The sequence below is a fragment of the Acrocarpospora sp. B8E8 genome (assembly GCF_039871605.1).
In the GTDB taxonomy this organism is placed as follows: Bacteria; Actinomycetota; Actinomycetes; order Streptosporangiales; family Streptosporangiaceae; genus Acrocarpospora; species Acrocarpospora macrocephala.
Genome location: NZ_JBDPLV010000040.1, coordinates 84,308 through 102,613, shown reverse-complemented (window position 1 = coordinate 102,613; position 18,306 = coordinate 84,308). Strand labels below are relative to the sequence as shown.

Genomic DNA, 18,306 nt, shown 5'->3' with positions numbered 1-18,306 from the left:
ATTTTGGCCATGTCGGCGGGGATGGGACAGCCCTGGCAGTAACAGGAGGTATAGCGGGCCAGGATGGCCTGCCGCTGGGCGGGGGTGGCCAGGCGCACGGCACGGCCCATGTCCAGGACTTGGCCCTGGGCGTTGACCACCATGCGGACCAGTCGTGAGGTGCGGGCGAGTCGGTGGACGTCGGAGATGGGCAGCAGCTGCCCGGTGGCGATCAGCAGTCCGGGTGCCAGCCGGTCCGGCATGTGCCCACAGGTCCTGCACGCGTCCTCCCCCGGCCCCTCACCCACGCCGCCGGCACCTGCCCCGGCCGAACCCGCATCAGCGCTGCCGGCACTCGCCCCGGCCGAGCCCGCGCTCGCGCTGCTGGTACCGGCTCCGGCTGAACCCGTGTCCGCGCTGCTGGTACCGGCTCCGGCTGAACCCGTGTCCGCGCTGCCGGTACCCGCTCCGGCCGAACCCGTGCCTTCAGGGTGGCAGGGGCCGCTCGCGCGGCAGGTCGAGCGGTCATCGGCCGGAGGCGTTCCGGGCTGAGTATCGCTGGAGCCGGTGGTGCGGGCGGTGTCGGTGTCGGCGGAGTCGGGGTCTGCCGTGTCGGCGCGTCCGGATGTGCTAGGCGAGGGCGGCGCCCCCGGAGCGGGCATGGCGGGCGTGCCGGACGCCGCAGTGGAGGCCGCATGGGTGGAGGCCGCATGGGTGGAGTCGGCCTCATGTGCGGGGTGGCCGGTGGCGGGGTGGCCGTGTGCAGGGTGGTCGGTGGGGAGGGATTCGGCGCGGACCAGGACCAGCAGTTCGGTGGTGACTTTCTTGCTCAGCAGCGCTGACAGGGCGTCGGCCTGGCGGACCCGGAGCGGGCGGTCCTCGTCTTTGCCTTTCGGTCTGGCGTAGGCGGTGAGGAACTCGCGCAGGCGGGCGCCGGCCTCCCGCGGCAGCCGGAACTCGCCTTCCACGCCGCCGGTGCTGGAGGGGCGGACCAGCAGGAAACGGGTGGCGTAGTCGGTGTCGGCGTCATCGGCCAGGGTGCCGGGGTCCAGCAGCTCCCGCAGGTATCGCCCGGCCTTGAGAATCTCCGCCGGGGACGCGCGGTCGGCCAACTCCAGCAGGATCGGCTCGGCCAGCCCGGCCTGCGCATCGTCCAGATGGGAGGTGACCCGACAGATCGCCTCAGCCGACCCCTCGGCCAGCGTGCCGGAGGCGAACCGGTCCCGGACGACAGGCAGGCGGGCCAGCTGGGTCGCCAGCCGGATCAGCCGGGACGCGCCTCCGCCGCTCATGCCCGCTGAGGCGCGCAGCCACGTCCCGGTCGAGGCATGCCCACCGCTGCCGGCACTTTTGGCCTCCCCGGTGGCATGCACGCGCCCCACCCGCGCGGCGATCGCCGAGTCCAGCCGATCCTGGGCGAACAGCAGATCCTCCGTCTCGCCCACGCACAACCCGGCACCCTCGGGCAGGTCGGTCACCGCAACCTGGGAGGCGAGCTGTCGCAGCGCGGCCACCAGCACCCCCGAACCCACCGGCTCGGCAGAGCCCTCCGGCCCCGCCGAGCAGCCGCCGCCGGTGCAGCGGCCGGCGTCAGTGGAACGGCCAGCGTCAGTGGGGCTGTCGGTGCAGCGGCCAGCGTCAGAGGAGCGGCCAGCGTCGGTGTCGGTGGAGCGGCCGGCGTCTGTGGAGGAGCCGGTGTCGGGGGAGCGGCCGTGGAGGAACTGCTGCCGTGCGTTCTGCGGCCCGGCCTCGCCGGACGCGTTGCCGTATGTGTCGCCGTGGGCGTCGTCGTGGGCGTCGTCGGCGGAACGCCGGGGCGGGACGTAGTCCGGGTCCAGCACCGTGCCCTTCAGGAACGCGGGCAGCTCGCGCCCGCGGGCGCCCCCCGCACGGGAGGAATCCCGCACGTCGAGCCGAGACCCGAGCATCGAAGGCGCCCCCCTTTCGCACCGGCGGATCCGAACAACTCCCCTCACGCTATCGGGCGGCTACGACATTTAGCCTCGCTCATGGAGCCGACCAAGCCACATGCTTGGCGGTTTCGTAGAGTGTCCGGGTGGGTCCTTCCAGCACGGCTTGTTCTACGACTGGTAGCTCTGATCTGCGAGGGTCAGGGACTCCTTTCTTTTGATCGTCCGGCTGGACGGATCTACCCGGCGCATGTGCATCCCTGTTGAGGAACTCGCGGCCATCCCGAACCTCGATTCCGATCGAGATCGTGTGATGGACCGCTGCTACCGAATGTCAGGTCCGGCACTCGGCGACACTCTGCGGATCATGCCCACCCGAGCGTGTGTCTGGAATGGCTCCTCACCTGCACCACCCGCACCACCGATGAGGAGATGGCGTGAAAGTACGGCTGGGCATCGACGTGGCCTGCCGGGCCGCGCATCAAGCGGCCTGCGCCGACCAGGCCGGGGAGTTCCTCTTCTCCGGCCGCCGCTTCCGCACCACCGTGGAGGACCTGGAACGGCTGTGGGCCGGCCTGCCCGACGGGGCTGATGAGGTGCTGGTGGTGATGGAACCCACCCGCAACGCCTGGATCCCGCTGGCCGCCTGGTTTGCCGCCAAAGGCGCCAAGATCGCCATGGTCACCCCCGAACAGTCGGCCGACCTGCGCCGCTACTACCACAAGCACACCAAAAACGACCGGCTGGACGCCCGGATCCTGGCCCGCATCCCGCTGCTGCACCCCGAAGGGCTGCGCCTGTCCGGCGCGGGTGAACTCGGCCCGGCCGACCCGCTGCGCCGGGCCACCCGCCGCCGCCGCTCGCTGGTCAAACGCCGCACCGCCACCTACCAGCGCATCGACGCGCTGCTGGAGATCTACGGCCCGCAGTGGGCCGGTGTGCTCGGCGAGGGCGACTACTCCAAGGCCGCGCTGACCGTGCTGGAACGCACCGGCGCCGACCCGGCCGCCCTCAAGCGGATGGGCCGCAAACGCCTGACCGCGCTGCTGATCCGCACCAGCCGCGGCCAGTGGCGTGAGGACCGCGCCGAGGCGATCCTGCAGGCCGCCCACACCACGCTGGCCCTGTGGGCCGCGGGCGGACTGGACTTCGCCGAACTGGCCGAGGACCTGGCCGGAGAAGCCCGCCTGGCCCTCCAGCTCACCGAGGAGATCAAAGCCCTCGACTCCCGCATCGGCGTGCTCTATGAGGAAGCCGACCCGACCGGCCTGATCGCCTCCGGCCCCGGCATGGCCACCATCTCCGCCGCCGTCGTACTCGGCGCGCTGGGCAACCCCGACCGCTTCGACAACCTCGCCGGCGTGCGCTCCTTCACCGGCCTGACCCCCACCCTGGATGAGTCCGGCACCAGCTCCCGGCACGGCCCGCCCGCCAAAGCCGGCGACCCCGCCCTGCGCGAAGCCCTGTTCGCCGCCGCCGACCGCGCCCGCAAGAGCGACCCCACCCTGGCCGCCCGCTACCACCGCCTCGTCGTGGCCGAGGGCAAGCACCACAACTCCGCCGTCTGCACCCTGGCCGCCGTCCTGGTCACCCGGCTGGCCGCCTGCTGGCGCAGCCGCACCCCCTACCAGCTCCGCGATGTCGACGGCCGCCCCCTCACCGTGGAGGAGGCCAAGGCGATCTGCGCCGAGCGATATGCGGTCCGCGACGCCGACCGCGCCAAGAACCGGCCCAAACGCGCCAGCACACGGCTGAAACAGGGCACGAAACAGGGCACGAAACAGGGCACGAAACAGGGCACGAGCCGACGCGGTCAGGAGTCGCCAGACAACGCTCCGGCAGCCGGCCCGCCCAGCAGCAAGGCTACCCGCCACACGACGACCTGACCGGCCCTCACCACCCCAGCCGACAGCGCAACACCGCGACCCCCAGTCCCGGCGTCGACCCCGCCTACCCTGATCCTTCAAAGCTTGATCGGCTTGACTTCCGTTAGGAACTCAAAACCTGGCCTAGATCCGCGACAAAACCGCAGGTCACACGGCTCGTGAAAAGATCTACCCACCCGCCGCCAGCCGAAGAGCCAGCCGCCAGGCCCGATCAGAACACGGTCGTTTCCGCCGACATGACGCATTGCCGGCGCAAACACGCCCGCTACCCGCACCGCCGCGAGACCTTCCCTGTCTTCCCCGCCGGCGGGAATCAGCAGGGTCTGTTCGATCAGCTCAACGCCCTGCCCTGGAGCGAGGTCCCCATCGAGCAGACGGCCACCGCCACGACTGCGGCCACGGCCGCACCGAGATCCGCACCATCCAGACCGTGCCCGCCCCACCCGGAACACCCTTCCCGCACGTCACGCAGCTCTACCTGATCGAACCGAAGGTCGACGACCGGAACTGCAAGCCTTGCCGGCCGCCGCGGTCCTGGGGTCGTCATCAACCTGACCGCTCACCGGGCCGGACCCGCCGACCGGCCGAGTTCATCCGCGGCGAGCGATCGATGGAGAACAAGGATCATCACCTCCGTTCTCCCGGGGGCCGCCAGGGGCGTTGCGTGATGTTGCGACAGCCCGGGACGTGGCCTTCGGCGAAGACCGGTGCAAGATCCGGACCGCCACAGCTCCATCGATCCCCGCGATCATGCGCAGCTACGCGATCGGCGCGTCACGCCAGCTCACCTTCACCGACATCGCCGACGGAACCCGCTGAACCCGCGACGACCTTCACAACCCGTTGATCGCTCTCGGTCTCACTATCTGAGAACTCCTTCAGCCCTGGCGTGCGGGGTGAGGCGGGCGACGGCGCGGATGGCGCCAGTGAAGGCGGTCTTCGCCCTGCGGTGGCAGCCGGAAGTCCGCCCCGCCGGTGACCTCCGCCTCTGACGGCCGTGTGTGAGGCGGCTGAAGCTGAAGCCGTACCTCTCCCAACTGGAAGGAGGCGCGGGCGATGAGGCTGACTTGGAAGGATGCGATCACCACCGTGGTCATGGCCGCCGTGGTGGCGCTCTACGTCGCCTACACGCAGGGCAGTGACCTGTTGCTGGCATCCAGCGTCCGCTGGACCACGGTCTCGATCCTGGTGCTCGGCATGGTAGGAGGATGCGCGTTCGGGGCGGCCGACCAACTGTACGGGGCATCGCGATCGACGTTCACCCGGGCCTACACGGTGGTCACGACCGTTCTCGGGGTGACCGCCCTGACGGCGGCCGTGGTCGGTCTGATCGCGGCCAGCGAGGTGGCTCTGACGGTGCTTTTCGCCGCTACGGCCACGCTGTGGCTGCTCGCGACGGTACGGCACATGCTGCCCGTCACGGCCCGCCCAAGCGAACCCCGCACGATCATCGATCATGAAGTCATCGACCCGGAGAAGCCAGTACGGCGTTGATCGCCGCGCTGCGAAGGCCGGTGGGCGTTTCACCCACCGGCCTTTCGTCACGGGTGGTCGTGAGGTGAGCGCAGTGACGGCGGACCCTTCCCGCCGGGAGCCGCGGTAGGCGAGCACGGCATGCGTGGGGTTTGAGGGCATCACTCCGGCATATGCGGGCCTTTGGCCTCTAAGCGCCAGTGCACGGGAGCGCATATCCGGGGGTCATGGCCGAAAACATTGATGGCATCGCCTCCTTCGGCAGCGGCCAAGACGCACAATCTGGCGACTATACGACCAACGTCCCTGCTGGTAGGGCCGAGATGCTCTGTCCTCAGTCCGCCGGTGAGCACAGCGTGGAGTCATGAGACCGAATGTGCGGCTAGGCACCATTGCCAAGGTTCCCGTCGGGGCTCACTGGTCGGTCTTGGTGGTGCTCGTCCTGTTGGTTGCGATCTTGGGTGCCTCTGTCCTGCCGGCCGCCGGCGGCGAGGGCGGCCCGTTGATCTACTGGAGCGTGGCCGTCGTGACCGCGCTGCTGTTCCTGGCCTGCCTGTTGGCCCACGAGATCGCGCACCTGCTGGTGGCGCAGCGCACCGGGGTGGGCGCCATCTCGCTGACGCTCTGGCTGATGGGCGGAGTGACCGAGCTGAAAGGCGAGCCGCGCACCCCGCGCGCGGAACTGGCGATCGCGGTGGCGGGGCCGCTGGCCAGCATCGCGGTTTCGGCCGTCGGCTTTCTGCTGGCTGCGCCGCTGCAGGGGGTGCCCGTCGTACGGGTGGCCATGATCTGGCTGGCCTTCATGAACCTGGTGCTCGGGGTTTTCAACCTGCTGCCCGGCGCGCCGCTGGACGGTGGGCGTGTCCTGCACGCGTTGATATGGCGCCGCACGGGCGACCGGGCTCAGGCTGATCAGCGGGCCGCCGGGGCCGGCAAGATTCTCGGCGGGCTGCTGGTGGCCCTCGGCGTCGCGCAGCTCCTCCTCTGGCCGGCTATGGGCGGGCTGTGGACGATCATCATCGGCATGTTCCTGGTGACCGCGGCCCACACCCAGCTACTTCAGCAGCAGCTGCGCGCCGGCCTGGCCGGTATGCGTGTCCGTGATGTCATGACAACTGACCCTGTGGCGGCCCCGGCCTGGTTCGACATCGATCGCTTCGTCTCCGGCGTGGCCAGCCAGACCCACCAGACGGCCTTTCCCGTCGTCGACACCTCCGGTGCACCCACCGGCTACGTGCTGTTGCAGACGTTCCAAGGCGTCCCGCCCGGCCGGCGTGGCACCACCCGGGTGGACTCCCTGGCGCGCCCACTCCCGCCCGACCGGATCCTGTCGCCGGCGCAGGAGGCGAGCGTTCTCCTGGACCTGCCCCTGACCGGCGACCAGCTCGCGGTGGTCGTCGAGGACGGTCGGATCGTGGGCACCGTGACCGGCGCCGATCTCGTCCGGACGATCCAACTCGCCCGCTTGCGACCACCCAGCGTCCCAGGCCCGCCGACGGCCCCTGGCTGAAAGGCCCTTCGCCTCTGCCCCGGCCATCGGCGGAAGCCGTTCACTGGTCCTGGAAAACAATGAAAGGGAGAGCGAGCGATGAGGAAGCACCATCGGCCGACCGTCGCCGACGTCATGACCAGAGACGTGCTGAGCATCACCGAAGACACCGGGTTCAAGGACATCGTGGTGGCTCTGGCCGCCCGAGGGGTGAGCGGCGCACCCGTGGTCGACACCAAAGGTCAGGTCATCGGCATAGTCACCGAGTCAGACCTGCTTCGCAAGGAGGAGTTCAAGAGCGTTCACGAGGACCGGCGCCCGTTCTTCGAGACCCGCCGCGACCGGCTGGTACGGGCGAAGTCCCAGGGGGAGAGGGCCGACGAGCTCATGACCAGCCCGGTTACCACCGTGGATCCGGACATATCAATTCCGGCCGCCGCCCGGCTGATGGCCGAGCGCTCCGTCAAACGACTGCCGGTGATCGACTACTCGGGCCGCCTCATCGGCATCGTCAGCCGATCCGACCTGCTGAAGGTCTTCCTGCGCCCGGATGAGACCATCCGAAGGGAGATCGTCGATGACGTGATAGTCCGGGTCCTGTGGGAGACCCCGGCCAGCGTGTCGGTCGAGGTCAATGAAGGCAGGGTGACCTTGACCGGGCAGATCGAACTCAAGAGCATGATCTCCTTCACCGGACGCCTCATCGCGGCGGTCGACGGCGTCGTGGACGTCGACAACCGGCTCACCTACGCGCGAGACGATTCCGTCCCCACGCATGATCCGCTGTCGGATCGCCCGGTGTGGCCACACCGTTGATCGGGGGCGAGGGTTATGACCGCCGTGCGCGCCGGCGCGCGATGGCGCGCACAACGAGGAGGGCGACGATGGCGACGACCTGACCACCCAGGATGATCTTGTTGTAGTCGATCGCCGGGTGCCAGCGGACGTCGCCGTCCCTGATGACGAACACGCCGGCCGGTGCGGCTCCCACACCGAAGCCGCCGCCCGAGCCCTCGCCGGGCTGATCGCCGTCTTGGCGGCCGCTGCCGCCACCGCCACCTCCGCCGATGCGGGCCGCGGGAATGACGGTCACGCCGTCAGCGGTGATCGGCTCCCCGAAGACACGCCGGACTGTGGCGGAATCCCGTGCTTTGTCGATCATTTCCATGATGTCCATGTCTGTCCTCCTGCTCTGGAGCATTGTGCGCCACCCGTTCGCCTGCGCGGCGATCAACGACTCACGTGAGTCCACCAGGACCCTTGTCCACGCCAGGAACGCTAGATGTCCCACGACGTCTGGATCAGAGCCGAAGGTCCCATGGCTGGCGGGCTTCGGGCTCTGATCAGCACGTCGTCCTTGAGGGAGCGTTGAGTCGACGGACGCCCATTCGATGGAGGCGAGCGCGATGACCATCGTGGTCGGCTATGACGGAACCGACTATTCCATGCAGGCCCTGGACTGGGCGATGGATGAGGCCGAATACCGGCACGCGCCCCTCCTGGTCGCGCACGCCTGGCACTGGCCGTACGAGCCGGGCGACGATCTCGGCCGCGACTCGCTGCGGCGCGCGGCCGAGCACGTGCTGTGGCACGGCGCCGACTGCGCCCGCAACTGCACCACTGGCCTGACCGTGGACAGCGACCTGCGCGAGGGCCCGGCGGCCGAGCATCTGATCGAGCTGTCCCGTGCCGCCGACCTGGTCGTCGTCGGATCGCGCGGGCTGCGGGCGCTGGTTCGTACGATGATCGGCTCGGTCGCCGACCGCGTGGTGACCCACGCCCGCAGTCCGGTCATCGTGGTCCGCGGCGCGGGCGCGGTGCCCCGCCGGCCCGATCCCGGCCCGATCGTCGCCGCGGTCGCCGGGCACGACGACCCTGCCGACGATCACGTGCTGGAGTTCGCCTGCCGGGAGGCCTCGATGCGTGGCCTGCCCCTGGTGGTGGCGCAGGCCTGGCAGTATCCGGTCGGCGCCTCGTCGCTGATCCAGCCTGGCCCGTTAGGCGAGGAGGTCCTCGGACCGGTCACCGAAGCGTGGCGGACCAAGTATCCCGAGGTCGAGATCACGCACCTGCTGGAGGAAGGGCCGGTTCCCGATGTCCTGACCCGGCTGTCGGCCACGGCGACGCTGCTCGTGGTCGGCGCCGCGAGATCGCCTGGTCCGCTGGGCCGCATCGGATCGGTGACCCGCCCGGTCCTGCACCGTGCCACCTGCCCCATTGCGGTCGTCAGAGGGACGCGATGAGTACCGAATAAGAGCGCCGATTCGCTCCCGAGGGTCAGGTGAGGGTACGGCGTAGCCGCCAGGTGCCCAGGGCGAAGAGCACGGCGGCGAAGGCGGCGAGGACGCCGAGTTGGGGCAGGACGTCGGCCAGGCCGCCGCCCCTGCGGACGAGTTCGGCGAAGGCGTCGCTGGCCCACGCGTGCGGGGTGAAGTGGGCGGCGATCCGTACCGGCGGGGAGAACACCTCCAGGGGCGCCATCGAGCCGCCCAGCGCGCCGAGGCCGAGCCCGAGGAACAGGCCGACGGCGATGGCCTGCTGCTCGGTCCGCAGCACCGAGCCCACCAGCATCGCGGCGCCGCTCCCCACGAGGCTGAACATCAGCAGGACGGCCGCGGCTCCCAGCGGGTCGCCCCACCGTACGCCGAACAGCAGCGCGGAACCGAGCATGATGATGAGCCCCTGCGCCACGGCGACGGCCATCCGGCCGGCGGCCTCTCCGGCCAGGATGACGCGGACCGGGGTGGGCGTGGCCAGCATGCGGCGGGCGACGCCGAGCCGCTTGCCGGTGATGATCCCGGAGGCGGCGGTCAGCGAGGTGAGGAAGACGAACAGGATGAGCTGGGAACTGGCCCCGAGGTCGTAGCGGCCGAGCGTCTGGGGGAGCAGCGGGGTCCCGGTCGTCTCGCTGGTGACCGTGACGCGCGGCAGGGCGGCGGACGTGCTCGAGGCGATTCCCAGTGCCTGATCGAAGGTGATCCTCGCCTCCCGCTGGGCAAAGCGGGCCGCCCGCGCGGTCTGGAGCTCGCGGGCGATGGCGCCGCGGACGGCCAGGGCGATCTGCTGGGCGTCCAGGTCCTGGCGCGCGAACTGACGCAGGACCGGCCGTCCGCCCGCGCGCAGAGCGCGTTCGTATCCGGCGGGGATGGCCAGCCCGGCTTGGAGCCGGCCGTGTTCCACGTCGGCGCGGAGGGTGCGCTCGTCGGGGACCAGCTCGACGCGCAGGTACGCGGCCTGCCGCGCTCCCTCGACCAGGCGCTGGGACAGCGCGCCGCGGTCGGCGTCCACGATCCCGAGGCGAGGCTGGTAGGAGCCGCCGAACGCGGTACCGAGGACGAGCACGAGCAGGAGGGGGAAGAGGATGACGAAGAACACGTTGGTGCGGTCGCGGACCAGGCCGCGCGCGCTGACCAGGCCGATGGCGAGGATCTTCATCGCAGTGCCTCCCGGCGGAATCCGATCACCGCGATCGAGCCGGTGACGAGGGCGAAGGCGCACAGCACCGCCGCCGACGGCCAGACGGCCGCGGCGCCGCCTCCGCCGGACAGGTCGGCCAGCCCCGCCAGGAACCAGCGGTGCGGCGTGATCAGACTGATGGTCTCGATCGGGCCGCCGACCTGGGCGACGGGGAAGAAGGTACCGCCGAGCGCGCCCAGCGTCACGGCGATGACGGCGTGCCAGTTGCTGGCCTGCTCGGCCGTCCTGGCCAGCGCGGCCACGATCGACATGATCCCGATGGCGGCCAGCACTCCCGCCGGAATCAGCAAAGCGAGTCCGGACACGTCGCCCCAGCGCGCGTTCAGCAGCAGGCTGGAGGCGGCGATGAGGACCGCCATGCTGACCACGCCGACCAGGAACACCGCCAGCAGTTTGCCCGCCAGCAGGGTGATCTTGGGGACGGGCGCGGCCAGCAGGCGGGGGAGCGTGCCGGTGTCGCGTTCGGCCAGCAGCCCGAGCCCGCCGAACTGGACGGTGAAGAAGAGAAAGAACACCGCCATGCCGGCGGCCAGGTAGGTCTGGCCGGTCAGCTCCCTGCGGGTGGCCGTCACGTCATCGACCTCGATCGCCGCCTTGTCGGCGCTCGCGTCCCGCGCCAGCTCGCCGGGCGCTCGCGTGGTGCCCGTCGCCAGGGCGGTGGCGACCGACAGCCGCACCCCGTCCAGGGTGGTGGCGTACTGCTCGGCCAGCGACCGTGCCACCTGCGTCGCGATGGGCGCGTCCACATCGCCCAGGACCTCGAGCCGCGCCGCGCCGCCGCGCTGCACCGCCGCGGAGAACCCGGCGGGGATGAGGAAGGCCGCCGTCGCCTCGCCCCGCTCGACCCGCTCCCGCGCGGTCGTGGCGTCGGCCACCGCTTCGACCTCGATCACCCCGGCTCGCTCGGCGGGCCCGAGCACGTCCTCGACGAACGCGGCCGAGTGCGTCCCCCGATCCGCGTCGGCTACCGCGTAACGGAAGGCCTGCGCCGTGTCGATACCGCCGATCATCAGGTTGAAGACGGCGGCCAGGCCGAACGGGAGCACGAGGGCGAACATCAGGAGCGACGTGTCACGCATGCGCTGGCGCAGTTCCTTGACCGTGATGACGACGATGGCGCGCATGCCGGTCAGTCCCTCAGCGCCTTGCCGGTCAGGTGGAGGAAGACCGACTCCAGGTCGGGCTCCACCACGCTGACCGATCGGATGGCCACCCCGCCGCGGGCGGCGACGTCCAGGATCTGGGGCAGGCGCCCGCTCGCGTCGTCCACCAGGAGCTGGATCCGCGAGTCCGCGCTTCCGGCTTGCTGTACGCCGTCCAGCTTGCCCAGCGCGGCCGCCGCGGCCACGGCGTCCCCCGCGACCGTCAGCGACACGCGGTCACGCTCGCCCACCAGCGCGACGAGTTCGCGCGAGGTGCCCTCGGCGATCAGCGTGCCGGCGTCGATGATGCCGACCCTGTCGCACAGCCGCTCGGCCTCCTCCATGTAGTGCGTGGTGTAGAGGATGGCGATGCCCTCCCCGGCTAACTGGGTGATGCTGTCGAGGATGGCGTTGCGGCTCTGCGGGTCGACGCCCGCGGTGGGCTCGTCCAGGATCAGCAGGCGGGGCCGGTGTAACAGGCCGACGCCGATGTTCAGTCGCCGCCTCATCCCGCCTGAATATGTGCTGACCAGGTCCTTGGCGCGTTCGGCCAGGCCCACGATGCCGAGCACCTGGTCGATGCGCGTGCGTGCCTCCTGGCGGCGCATGCCGTACAGCTGGGCGAAGAAGCGCATGTTCTCCCGGCCCGACAGATCGGGATAGAGGGCGAGTTCCTGCGGCACGTACCCGATCGACGCCTTCAGCCGCACGCTCGAAGCCGTCATCGGCTCGCCCGCGATGAAGACCTCGCCCGCGTCACGGCGGAGCACGCCGGCGATCATCGAGATCGTGGTGGTCTTTCCGGCGCCGTTGGGACCGAGCAGGCCATACGTCTCGCCTTCCGCGATCGTGAAGCCGACCCCGTCGACGGCCACCAGATCGCCGTAACTCTTACGCAGCCCACGGCAGAGCAGGACAGTCCTCATAACTCCATCAGACACCGCCGGCGCGGGGCGCTGTACGAGGCGAAGGTCCCATGATGTCGCGGCGAAGGTCGGGACCGCGAGGTCCGAGGTCCGGGGCAGATGGGACTTTCGACCGGTGTCGCGGCCAGTTTCGGCGGAGTGTGATGAGTGAAGGCGCGTGGTGATCGCCTCGGCGCCCGATGATGCGGGAGGTAGAACCCCATGGCTGTACGTGCGAGTGGCGGCGGTCGGTGTACTGGTGGCCGGGCGGGGTCACGGAAGCGGTGGGCGGATCTGACGGAGCGGCAGCGCGCGGCCATTCTGGTGCTCGCCTCGGTCGAGTTCTCCCTGACCGCGGCCGCCGCCGTCGACCTGTTCTCCCGGCCGCAGGGCCGGTTGCGCGGCCGCAAGGCGCTGTGGTGGCCGGTTCTGGTCATCCAGCCCTTCGGCCCGATCGCTTACCTGACCATGGCCAGGAAGCGAAGCGGAGGACCAGCCGGATGATCGTCGTCTTCGGAGCCGGTACTCGCGGTGGTCCGAAGGTCCCTTGGGAAAGTGACGTTCGCCCGCAGTTCGCGGTCGTGTCGGCAGGGTCCCATAGAAGGGGAACCCGAGCCTGCAGAGGAGATCATCATGGCTGGACTGGTCGTTGTCGGTCTGGACGGATCGGCGTCCGCCGCCCTGGCCGCCGACTACGCGGTGGACGACGCGGTGCGCAGGGGGGCGGCTTTGAAGATCGTCCATGTACGCGATCCCTGGTCGGGCGATCTGGCGTTGCGAGGCCTGGACAACTTGACCGCGGCCGCCACCCGGCATGGGGAGGACATCCTGGCCGCCGCCAGGGAGCGGGTCCGCGAGCGAGTCCCGGACCTCGACGTGGTCACCAGGATGGTCACCGGCTCGATCGTGGAGCAGCTGAAATCCGAATCCGCTGAGGCTGACTGTCTCGTGGTGGGGAGCCGCGGCATGGGCGGCTTCGCCGGTCTGCTGCTCGGATCGGTGGGGCTGGGCGTGGCAGGCCACGTGCCCGGACCCATCGTGGTCGTCAGGCAGATGGCCCCGGTCTCGTACGGGGAGATCGTCGTGGGGTACGACGGGTCGGACCACTCCGAGGCGGCGCTGGAGTACGCCTTCGGCGAGGCGAGAAGGCGCGGAGCCGGTCTGAAGGTGATCTACACCTGGCAGGAGCTCATCTTCTCTCCGTATGCGATCGGTTACAGCCAGCTCCTGCAAGGCGTCTTCAACGATCGGGTGGCTGACGTCCACCAACGCCTGACCTCGTGGCGGGAGCGGAATCCGGACGTCAAGGTCGAGGAGTCGTTCCTCACCGGCCATCCGATCCCCGCGCTGACCGAGGCGTCGCGCCTGGCCGACCTCGTGGTGGTCGGCTCGCGCGGGATGGGCGCCTTCGGCTCGGCGGTGCTCGGCTCGGTGAGCCACGGCGTCCTCCACGGCGCGTCATGTCCTGTCGCCGTCGTCCGCCCGTACCAGGAGGAGCGATGACCACGCGCCCCCTCTCCGCGGCCGACATCATGACCCGCGTCGTGGTGACGATCACGCCGCAGGAATCACCGCTGATGGCGTGGGAGGTGATGCGGCGTGCGAAGATCCACCATATTCCGGTCGTCGACGAGGGCCGCCGGCTGCATGGCATCCTCAGTCTGCACGAACTGGCGATGGGCTGGTCGGGCGCCATGAATGACCTGGCCCAACGGGAAGCCCGCGATTTCCTGAACGACCGCAGGCTGCCCCGGATCCAGAAGGATCAATCGATCGCGCACGTCGCCGCCTTGATGCTCGACTCGGGCAGGGACGCGCTCCCCGTGGTCGACGAGCAGGGCTGGATCGCCGGCATCATCACAACAATCGACATTCTCAAAGCAGTCGCCGGCCGGCTGGAAACGACCACCGGGACGGGACAGGTCAATTCCGCGATGTTCCGTATCGAAATGGTGAGCCCGGAATCGAATGATGAATCGGGCCGCCGTTAAAGGCGGTACTTCTGGACGATCGCGGTGCGTGACCACCAGGTGCCGAGGGTGTTTCCAGCGGAGACGAATCGCTCGCCGGCGCGATGGCGAGCACGTGAGACGAGGGCCGAAAGTCCCCGCACGGCGTGCCGGGCGGCACTCGTCCGGCACGCCGCCGGCCTCGGTCGTGTGAAGGGACGAAGGTACTCGGAGGTGTGTCATGAGAGCCCGGACCGGCTGGCTCATGAGGCGCGTGCGCCTCTACCGCCCCGACAGGAATCCACTGCGGCGCCCATCGGATCGGTGGGAGACGCTGGTCGTGGCCCTCGCGATCGGCCTGGTGCTGTTGTCGATCTGGCCGGTCACCGTGGTGAGCGCCGCGGTCTACCAGCGCGGCCTGCGCTCTGAGCTGTCCGGGTCCGGGGTCCGTGAATCCGTGACCGTGACTCTGGCGCGTACTCAGACGGGTGCTCTGCGGTGGCAGCGGGACGACGGCGCCCAGGTCACCGGCCTGGTCACGCCCCGCGTGCAGGTGGTCGGCATGACCTACCAGGTGTGGGTCGATGCGGACAACAGGGTGACCACCCGGCCGCGCGACCACGCCGACACCATCATGTCGACCTCGGTCGCCGCCTTCGGACTGGAGCTCGGCGTGCTCCTTTTCGTGTGGCTCGGATACATGCTGGCCCGGTTCCTCCTTGATCGCGGCCGGTACGCCCAGTGGAGCGCGGCGTGGGTCGTGGCGGGCGAGCGCTGGCGCCGGCCTCGCCAAACCTGAATTCGGTGATCACGATGCGAACCTACGCGGACGAACTCGGCGGCTACCTGGCCCGGATCGGCGCGATCGCGCTGCTGACCGCCGAGCAGGAGGTCGAACTCGCCAAGCGGATGGAGGCGGGCGGCTACGCCCGCCATCTCCTGGATGAGCGCCCGTTCACCTCCTCCATCCCGAGGCCCGAGCTCGAAATGCTGGCCCGCGAGGGGCGCGCGGCCCGCGCCCGCATGATCGAGGCCAACCTCCGGCTCGTCGTCGCGGTCGCCCGCCGCCATGCCCAGCCAAGCGTCCCCCTGATGGACCTCATCCAGGAAGGCGACGTCGGCTTGATCGACGCCGTCGACCGCTTCGACTACAGGCGGGGCGCCAAGTTCTCGACGTACGCGATGTGGTGGGTCCGCAAGGCGATCCGCCGGCTTCTGGCGGAGCAGCCCCTGCTTGCCGCCGTGCCGGTCGTCGAGGCGCCCGACCAGGAGGGCCGCCGGCCCGACGCGGTCGTGGAGAGCGCCGAACTGTCGGCCGGAGTGCGGGCCATGCTGAGCGATCTCGACGCTCGCGAGGCTCAGGTCCTGAGCTTGAAGTACGGGCTGGACGACGGCCGGACGTACACACTCGGGCAGGTAGGACGCCGGCTCGGCATGCCCCGCACCTGGGTGCGGCTGCTGGAGGACCGATCCCTGGCACGGTTGCGCGCCCGGTCCGGCTCGCGCGACCTGCTCGCGATGCTGTGAGGAGGACGCAGATGACCCAGCGGAGCCGACTGCCGATCGGTGGCCACCGTCAGGATCGGACGGCGAGGAGGACTTACGTGATCGCGGTGGGCATCGACGAGTCGCCGGCCGCGCAAGCCGCCCTGATGTGGGCACGCCTTGGCGAACTCCAGTGCCTCGTCCAGGTAGAAGCCACCCAGCTGCTCGACGGTCTCGGCGAACGGTCCGTCGGTGCTTGCCTTTGCGTGTGGCAGGTCAGGTCGTTCCGCGGGCGATCAGTTCTAGTCCCAGTGCCACGTCCCGGGGGGCGGTGCGTTGGTCGAGTTGTTGGATGAGGCGTTCCATGGCGGCGTGGCCGGATTCCTCCAGCGGCTGGCGGACGGTGGTGAGGTCCATGATTTCGGCCAGGTCGCCGTCGTCGAAGCCGATCACGGAGATGTCGCCGGGAACGGTCAGGTCGAAGTCGCGGGCGGCTCTCAGGATTCCAGCGGCGAGGGTGTCGTCGGCGGCGAAGATCGCAGTTGGGCGCTCCTTATGGGAGCTGGTCGCCATGGGCGACACGGTGGTCGCGATCGAGCGGGATCCGGCGGCCTTGGCCTGGGCGAAGGAACATCCCGCAGGAGGGCGCCTGGTCATCGTGGCCGGTGACGCCGCCGATGAGCGTGTCACGGAGCGGGCCGCCGATGCGGCCGAGGCCGTGGCGCCGCTGGCAGGCTGGGTCAACAACGCCGCCGTGTTCCGGGACGTCTCGGTGCATTCGGCCACCGGCCGGCAGGTGCTGGAGCTGATCGCGCTGAACCTGGACGCGGCCGTGGTCGGGTGCATGACCGCGGTCCGCCGGTTCCTCGCCGCCGGAACGCCTGGGGCGATCGTCAACGTCTCCTCCCATCAGGCGCGCCAGGCGGTCCCGGGCTCGCTGCCGTACGTGACCGCCAAGGCGGCCATCGAGGGGATGACCCGGGCGCTGGCGGTCGAGTACGGCCCACGGGGTATCCGGGTCAACGCGGTGGCGCCCGGTTCGGTGCGCACCGAGCGCTACGCGGGCTTCCTGTCCTCCCAAGAAACGGCGGCCGCCGCCCGCATCGAAGAACAGATGGCCGTTTTGCACCCGCTGGGCCGGGTGGCTGATGCGCAGGAGATCGCCGCCGCCATCACGTACTTGCTGTCGCAAGACGCCGGCTTCATCACCGGCGCGACCCTCCCGGTCGACGGAGGCCGGACGGTCCTCGCGCACGACCCGGAAGCGACGAGGCAACTGTGACCGGTGAAGAAGCATCCGGCAGTCTCTGCGCATATTTGGGGGGAGTCAGACTCGAGTACGTCGTGAGGCGAGCTCGAACAGCCAGGTCGCCCGTGCCGCCTTCAGGCCGTACTCAGCGAGCAGGCACAGCGCCACGAGCAGTGCCGTCACGATGACCGGGTAGGCGACGGCGAGCACGGTCTGTACGGCCGGGCTCGCGTTCGACAGTCTTCCGATCAGGGCCACGTGCAGCAGGGCCAGGATCGGCATGTGGATGACGTAGATCGGGAGGGTGCGGCGGCCGAGCCAGGACAGGGCCGCGCCGATGTGGGTCCAGCGGGCCACCAGGGGGGCGGCGCTGAGGCCGAAGACGGTGGCGATCAGGGAGACTGCCGTCCAGATCGTGGGGGTTTGCTGGGTGGCGGTGGCGGCCATGGCCAGCAGCGCGACCGCGTATACCGCGCCGATCGCGCCGGCCCGGCGCCAGTTGGTGTGCTGGGCCAGGCGCTCGATGTGGGGGCGCAGGTGCAGGCCGAGCAGGAAGAACACGAAGTTCTGGAGCAGTGAGCCGCGGTTGCCGGGGGTGGCGATCAGGTCGGCGGTGGCCACGACGGCCAGCAGGGCGGCGGCGCCGAGCAGGATCGGTACCGGCACCCGGTGGAGGGCCTTGGCGGCGACGAAGTAGAGGGCCAGCGCGTACAGGTACCACAGGTTGGGCGGGGTGATCGTGAGCTGTTCGGCGAATTGGCCGAGGCTGCGGGCGCTGAGGGTGTCGAAGCTGGGGGTGAACCACAGGATGGCGGTGTGGATGAGCATCCAGACCAGGTAGAGGTAGAGGAACTTGGCGACGCGGGAGCGTACGACCTGCCGCCAGGGGCGGTGGAAGGCGCTGACCGCGAACATGCCGGAGATGGTGAAGAACAGCGGCATCCGCAGGGTCATCAGCTGGTCGCCGAAGAATCCCCACATGGCCGGGATCGGCGCGCCGATCTTCCAGTCCACTTGCAGGTAGTGCTTGTTGAGCGTGTGCCAGAGCACGACCAGCAGGATGCAGACGCCCTTCGCGACATCCGCCCATACCGCCCGGGTCTTCGTGCTTTCGACTTTGATCGTCGTCGCCGTTGCCATCTCCATCACGCCTTCCCGGTGAGTAGGGCAAATCTGTTCCGGTACGGCGACGATGAGGATGGCGGAATCCGCAATGCGGATAAGTACGCACACGCCTCAATTCACAAGGGTGGTCTTTCGCCGAATCCGAGGTTCTGGAAAGCCTTCGATCTGGGCATATTCAGAAATAGCTCCATCCGCCTTCAGTGAACTTTCAATCCCCTTGAAACGATTGATCGCCGA

18 protein-coding genes and 1 pseudogene are annotated in these 18,306 nt (G+C 69.7%); 12 read left to right on the top strand and 7 right to left on the bottom strand.

The features are described from left to right. Positions 1-1,907 (bottom strand): annotated as a pseudogene (locus ABGB08_RS32640) (hypothetical protein); the annotation flags it as partial. Positions 1,908-2,326: 419 nt separating this feature from the next. On the opposite strand from ABGB08_RS32640, the gene ABGB08_RS32635 reads away from it, so the two are divergent. The 5 genes from ABGB08_RS32635 to ABGB08_RS32615 all read left to right on the top strand — a co-directional run bounded on the left by ABGB08_RS32635 (position 2,327) and on the right by ABGB08_RS32615 (position 7,553). Next, the gene (locus ABGB08_RS32635) at positions 2,327-3,775 is read left to right on the top strand and encodes an IS110 family transposase (RefSeq protein WP_347598090.1); all 1,449 of its coding nucleotides are present in this window, start codon (positions 2,327-2,329) and stop codon (positions 3,773-3,775) included. Positions 3,776-4,435: 660 nt separating this feature from the next. Next, a complete protein-coding gene (locus tag ABGB08_RS32630) occupies positions 4,436-4,594 on the top strand; it encodes a hypothetical protein (protein ID WP_347598088.1) in 159 nt (52 codons plus the stop codon). A 237-nt stretch (positions 4,595-4,831) separates the two neighbouring features. Continuing rightward, positions 4,832-5,269 carry a hypothetical protein gene (locus ABGB08_RS32625; RefSeq protein ID WP_347598086.1) on the top strand — a complete coding sequence of 146 codons (438 nt, stop codon included), beginning with the start codon at positions 4,832-4,834 and terminating at the stop codon, positions 5,267-5,269. A gap of 436 nt (positions 5,270-5,705) precedes the next feature. Continuing rightward, positions 5,706-6,758: a site-2 protease family protein gene (locus ABGB08_RS32620; RefSeq protein ID WP_347598084.1), complete on the top strand. Its 1,053-nt coding sequence runs from the start codon at positions 5,706-5,708 to the stop codon at positions 6,756-6,758. Positions 6,759-6,836: 78 nt separating this feature from the next. Next, on the top strand, positions 6,837-7,553 hold the full coding sequence (locus ABGB08_RS32615) for a CBS domain-containing protein (RefSeq protein ID WP_347598082.1): 717 nt from the start codon (positions 6,837-6,839) through the stop codon (positions 7,551-7,553). Between the two features lie 13 nt (positions 7,554-7,566). Here ABGB08_RS32615 and ABGB08_RS32610 read toward each other — a convergent pair whose 3' ends face one another. Then, on the bottom strand, positions 7,567-7,914 hold the full coding sequence (locus ABGB08_RS32610) for a spore germination protein GerW family protein (protein WP_347598080.1): 348 nt from the start codon (positions 7,912-7,914) through the stop codon (positions 7,567-7,569). A 229-nt stretch (positions 7,915-8,143) separates the two neighbouring features. Here ABGB08_RS32610 and ABGB08_RS32605 point away from each other — a divergent pair, with 229 nt between their 5' ends. Further along, on the top strand, positions 8,144-8,980 hold the full coding sequence (locus ABGB08_RS32605) for a universal stress protein (protein ID WP_347598077.1): 837 nt from the start codon (positions 8,144-8,146) through the stop codon (positions 8,978-8,980). Positions 8,981-9,014: 34 nt separating this feature from the next. Here ABGB08_RS32605 and ABGB08_RS32600 read toward each other — a convergent pair whose 3' ends face one another. The 3 genes from ABGB08_RS32600 to ABGB08_RS32590 are packed head-to-tail and all read right to left on the bottom strand — an operon-like array spanning position 9,015 to position 12,282. Further along, positions 9,015-10,172 (bottom strand): ABC transporter permease, encoded by a 1,158-nt coding sequence (locus ABGB08_RS32600; protein WP_347598074.1) that lies wholly within the window; start codon positions 10,170-10,172, stop codon positions 9,015-9,017. Then, positions 10,169-11,338, bottom strand: a complete 1,170-nt coding sequence (locus ABGB08_RS32595) for an ABC transporter permease (protein ID WP_347598071.1) — start codon at positions 11,336-11,338, stop codon at positions 10,169-10,171. Before ABGB08_RS32595 ends, ABGB08_RS32600 begins: the two co-directional genes overlap by 4 nt. Positions 11,339-11,343: 5 nt before the next feature. Beyond that, positions 11,344-12,282, bottom strand: coding sequence for an ABC transporter ATP-binding protein (locus ABGB08_RS32590; RefSeq protein WP_347598068.1), 939 nt, complete (start codon positions 12,280-12,282; stop codon positions 11,344-11,346). 201 nt (positions 12,283-12,483) lie between these two features. On the opposite strand from ABGB08_RS32590, the gene ABGB08_RS32585 reads away from it, so the two are divergent. From ABGB08_RS32585 to ABGB08_RS32565, 5 genes are all read left to right on the top strand, one after another. Further along, positions 12,484-12,765 (top strand): PLDc N-terminal domain-containing protein, encoded by a 282-nt coding sequence (locus ABGB08_RS32585; RefSeq protein ID WP_347598065.1) that lies wholly within the window; start codon positions 12,484-12,486, stop codon positions 12,763-12,765. A gap of 129 nt (positions 12,766-12,894) precedes the next feature. Beyond that, entirely contained in the window at positions 12,895-13,764 is an 870-nt protein-coding gene (locus tag ABGB08_RS32580) for a universal stress protein (RefSeq protein WP_347598062.1), read from the top strand. Further along, positions 13,761-14,252: a CBS domain-containing protein gene (locus ABGB08_RS32575; protein WP_347598059.1), complete on the top strand. Its 492-nt coding sequence runs from the start codon at positions 13,761-13,763 to the stop codon at positions 14,250-14,252. The genes ABGB08_RS32580 and ABGB08_RS32575 overlap by 4 nt, the downstream gene beginning before the upstream one ends. 199 nt (positions 14,253-14,451) lie before the next feature. After that, positions 14,452-15,009, top strand: coding sequence for a hypothetical protein (locus tag ABGB08_RS32570; protein WP_347598056.1), 558 nt, complete (start codon positions 14,452-14,454; stop codon positions 15,007-15,009). A 14-nt stretch (positions 15,010-15,023) separates the two neighbouring features. Further along, entirely contained in the window at positions 15,024-15,737 is a 714-nt protein-coding gene (locus ABGB08_RS32565; RefSeq protein WP_347598104.1) for a sigma-70 family RNA polymerase sigma factor, read from the top strand. Positions 15,738-15,971: 234 nt separating this feature from the next. Here ABGB08_RS32565 and ABGB08_RS32560 read toward each other — a convergent pair whose 3' ends face one another. Beyond that, positions 15,972-16,352: a substrate-binding domain-containing protein gene (locus ABGB08_RS32560; RefSeq protein ID WP_347598053.1), complete on the bottom strand. Its 381-nt coding sequence runs from the start codon at positions 16,350-16,352 to the stop codon at positions 15,972-15,974. Here ABGB08_RS32560 and ABGB08_RS32555 point away from each other — a divergent pair. Continuing rightward, the gene (locus ABGB08_RS32555) at positions 16,267-16,977 is read left to right on the top strand and encodes an SDR family oxidoreductase (RefSeq protein WP_347598050.1); all 711 of its coding nucleotides are present in this window, start codon (positions 16,267-16,269) and stop codon (positions 16,975-16,977) included. The genes ABGB08_RS32560 and ABGB08_RS32555 overlap by 86 nt on opposite strands. A 45-nt stretch (positions 16,978-17,022) precedes the next feature. Here the strand turns inward: ABGB08_RS32555 and ABGB08_RS32550 are convergent, their stop codons facing one another. Further along, the gene (locus tag ABGB08_RS32550) at positions 17,023-18,084 is read right to left on the bottom strand and encodes an acyltransferase family protein (protein ID WP_347598047.1); all 1,062 of its coding nucleotides are present in this window, start codon (positions 18,082-18,084) and stop codon (positions 17,023-17,025) included. Positions 18,085-18,306 lie beyond the last annotated feature (222 nt).

Excerpts from the sequence above, each read along its gene's own strand:
- ABGB08_RS32585 (WP_347598065.1), top strand. The coding sequence starts at position 12,484 with ATGGCTGTACGTGCGAGTGGCGGCGGTCGGTGTACTGGTGGCCGGGCG.
- ABGB08_RS32555 (WP_347598050.1), top strand. The coding sequence starts at position 16,267 with ATGGGCGACACGGTGGTCGCGATCGAGCGGGATCCGGCGGCCTTGGCC.
- ABGB08_RS32575 (WP_347598059.1), top strand. The coding sequence starts at position 13,761 with ATGACCACGCGCCCCCTCTCCGCGGCCGACATCATGACCCGCGTCGTG.
- ABGB08_RS32560 (WP_347598053.1), bottom strand. The coding sequence starts at position 16,352 with ATGACCAGGCGCCCTCCTGCGGGATGTTCCTTCGCCCAGGCCAAGGCC.
- ABGB08_RS32610 (WP_347598080.1), bottom strand. The coding sequence starts at position 7,914 with ATGGACATCATGGAAATGATCGACAAAGCACGGGATTCCGCCACAGTC.
- ABGB08_RS32570 (WP_347598056.1), top strand. The coding sequence starts at position 14,452 with ATGAGAGCCCGGACCGGCTGGCTCATGAGGCGCGTGCGCCTCTACCGC.
- ABGB08_RS32625 (WP_347598086.1), top strand. The coding sequence starts at position 4,832 with ATGAGGCTGACTTGGAAGGATGCGATCACCACCGTGGTCATGGCCGCC.
- ABGB08_RS32595 (WP_347598071.1), bottom strand. The coding sequence starts at position 11,338 with ATGCGCGCCATCGTCGTCATCACGGTCAAGGAACTGCGCCAGCGCATG.
- ABGB08_RS32565 (WP_347598104.1), top strand. The coding sequence starts at position 15,024 with ATGCGAACCTACGCGGACGAACTCGGCGGCTACCTGGCCCGGATCGGC.
- ABGB08_RS32605 (WP_347598077.1), top strand. The coding sequence starts at position 8,144 with ATGACCATCGTGGTCGGCTATGACGGAACCGACTATTCCATGCAGGCC.
- ABGB08_RS32590 (WP_347598068.1), bottom strand. The coding sequence starts at position 12,282 with ATGAGGACTGTCCTGCTCTGCCGTGGGCTGCGTAAGAGTTACGGCGAT.
- ABGB08_RS32550 (WP_347598047.1), bottom strand. The coding sequence starts at position 18,084 with ATGGCAACGGCGACGACGATCAAAGTCGAAAGCACGAAGACCCGGGCG.
- ABGB08_RS32580 (WP_347598062.1), top strand. The coding sequence starts at position 12,895 with ATGGCTGGACTGGTCGTTGTCGGTCTGGACGGATCGGCGTCCGCCGCC.
- ABGB08_RS32615 (WP_347598082.1), top strand. The coding sequence starts at position 6,837 with ATGAGGAAGCACCATCGGCCGACCGTCGCCGACGTCATGACCAGAGAC.
- ABGB08_RS32600 (WP_347598074.1), bottom strand. The coding sequence starts at position 10,172 with ATGAAGATCCTCGCCATCGGCCTGGTCAGCGCGCGCGGCCTGGTCCGC.